The sequence below is a fragment of the Mycobacterium sp. IDUB_19 genome (assembly GCF_055419445.1).
The window spans coordinates 1-1,534 of the sequence record NZ_JBVAXR010000136.1 but is presented as its reverse complement, the minus strand read 5'-3'; the positions used below and the strand labels follow the sequence as shown (position 1 = coordinate 1,534).

Below are 1,534 nucleotides of genomic sequence, written 5' to 3'. Positions count from 1 at the left end.
AGGGTAAATACATTCGCCACCCCGGCGGGAGGAAACCATGAAGCGCTGCATCGTCGGAGGACTGGCTGCTGTGCTGACGGCCGCAGGGCTAATCACCGCAGCGCCGCCGGCCGGCGCCGGCTGCCAGTACGGCGGACCCGTTATCAGCAAGTGCGACGGACCCATTCAGCCCGACGGCAGCTGGCAACGTTGCGTGGTGACTCGCAACTTGGTGGTTAACGGCGCCAGTTCCTTCCTCGTGCCCGAGCGGCACTGCGACGTGGTGGGCCCCGGGGGTCTCGACCCCCACATCGACGACTGAGCTCCCCACCTGTCGGAGCGACCTTGCTTACTCAAATCGGCGACGGTGGTGCAACACATCCGTCGAACCTCAAGTGCGTGTGCCGGAAACACCTGCTACAGCAAACTATCTGCCTGCTGGTCGAATCGTTGCTGATGGGTCTTCTTTGTCCAGCAGCTCACGGAGTCGGTGCCCGACGAACGGGTGCTCTTTTGCCGCCATTGGTTCCGTGCCTATGGACGGCCTGTCGTCATCTCGGGTTGAATTAGATACCGAGCCGATCACACCGAAGAAATGGAAATCCTGCCGTGCACACCGGCATCACCAGCCTTGCAGACGCTCTGGTTAGCGCCTCGGTGGTGCTGACCGCCGCAGTTATTTGCGCTGGCGCGGCAAGCGCCGACCCAAGCCAGCAGGATCTGTTTGTGGCGGCGCTCGAACAAGATCAGATTCCCGTATTCGATAACTTGCCTGCTCTCGTCGCCCGAGCCCATCAAATTTGTGGCGAACTCGATGGCGGCGCCTCGGTCTATGCCGTGGTAGACGAAGAGATGAACGGTATATTCGAGGAAAATCCGGCTTACCGCCAAGAGTCCGCTCGCGTTCATAGAACCGCGATCAGATTCATCGCCGTATCAGCGCAAGTCTACTGCCCAAGCCATCTTGCCGATCCGTATGTAAGCGACGACGTCGGCCTCTCTATCCTTGATCCAGTGGCAGGGGTACGTCACCAGACGTAGACGCGGATTCGCGTTGTGGGGCAAGAGAATCACACTGCCGCTTGCGCGACCGGCTTGAAGTTAAAGTGTTCTTTGCGTAGTCGCTACCACCACTTGCTCAAGACATTTTGGGGCTGGCGCGATCAGCAACTACCCGACGGCACCGTGATATGGACACTGCCCGACGGGCACACCTATGTCACGACGCCCGGCAGTGCGCTGCTCTTCCCCGGCCTGTGCGCCCCGACCGGCGACCCGCCCGCGGTCAACCCCTCGATAGCGGACCGCTGCGGCGACCGGGCCACCTCGATGCCGCGACGGGCGAGCACACGCGCCCACCTCATTGCCACCGAACGCCCGCACAACCGCGAAGCACGCCGGGCCGGGCGAGAATCGCTGGGCCGCATTGCTTTCCGCAGCCCCGCCCGACGAAGAACCTCCGCCCTTTTGAGCGGCGTTAACCGATCAGCACCGCATACCGCGGCTTGATCACCTCGTCGATGAGCGCCAGCCGCTCGTCGAACGGAATGAACGC

Annotated in this window: 4 protein-coding genes; 3 read left to right on the top strand and 1 reads right to left on the bottom strand. The window is 62.2% G+C overall.

Annotation, left to right across the window (positions count from 1 at the left end):
* Nucleotides 1-37 precede the first annotated feature (37 nt).
* The 3 genes from ACZY0B_RS27430 (at nucleotide 38) to ACZY0B_RS27420 (ending at nucleotide 1,488) form a co-directional block, all read left to right on the top strand.
* On the top strand, nucleotides 38-301 hold the full coding sequence (locus ACZY0B_RS27430) for a CDGP domain-containing protein (RefSeq protein WP_463767369.1): 264 nt from the start codon (nucleotides 38-40) through the stop codon (nucleotides 299-301).
* A 287-nt stretch (nucleotides 302-588) separates the two neighbouring features.
* On the top strand, nucleotides 589-1,020 hold the full coding sequence (locus ACZY0B_RS27425) for a DUF732 domain-containing protein (RefSeq protein ID WP_463767368.1): 432 nt from the start codon (nucleotides 589-591) through the stop codon (nucleotides 1,018-1,020).
* 72 nt (nucleotides 1,021-1,092) lie between these two features.
* A complete protein-coding gene (locus ACZY0B_RS27420; protein WP_463767367.1) occupies nucleotides 1,093-1,488 on the top strand; it encodes a hypothetical protein in 396 nt (131 codons plus the stop codon).
* Here the strand turns inward: ACZY0B_RS27420 and ACZY0B_RS27415 are convergent.
* The coding region (locus ACZY0B_RS27415; RefSeq protein ID WP_463767204.1) for a hypothetical protein at nucleotides 1,457-1,534 on the bottom strand (78 nt) is incomplete at its 5' end. The two genes, ACZY0B_RS27420 and ACZY0B_RS27415, sit on opposite strands and share 32 nt — an antisense overlap.

Excerpts from the sequence above, each read along its gene's own strand:
- ACZY0B_RS27430 (WP_463767369.1), top strand. The coding sequence starts at position 38 with ATGAAGCGCTGCATCGTCGGAGGACTGGCTGCTGTGCTGACGGCCGCA.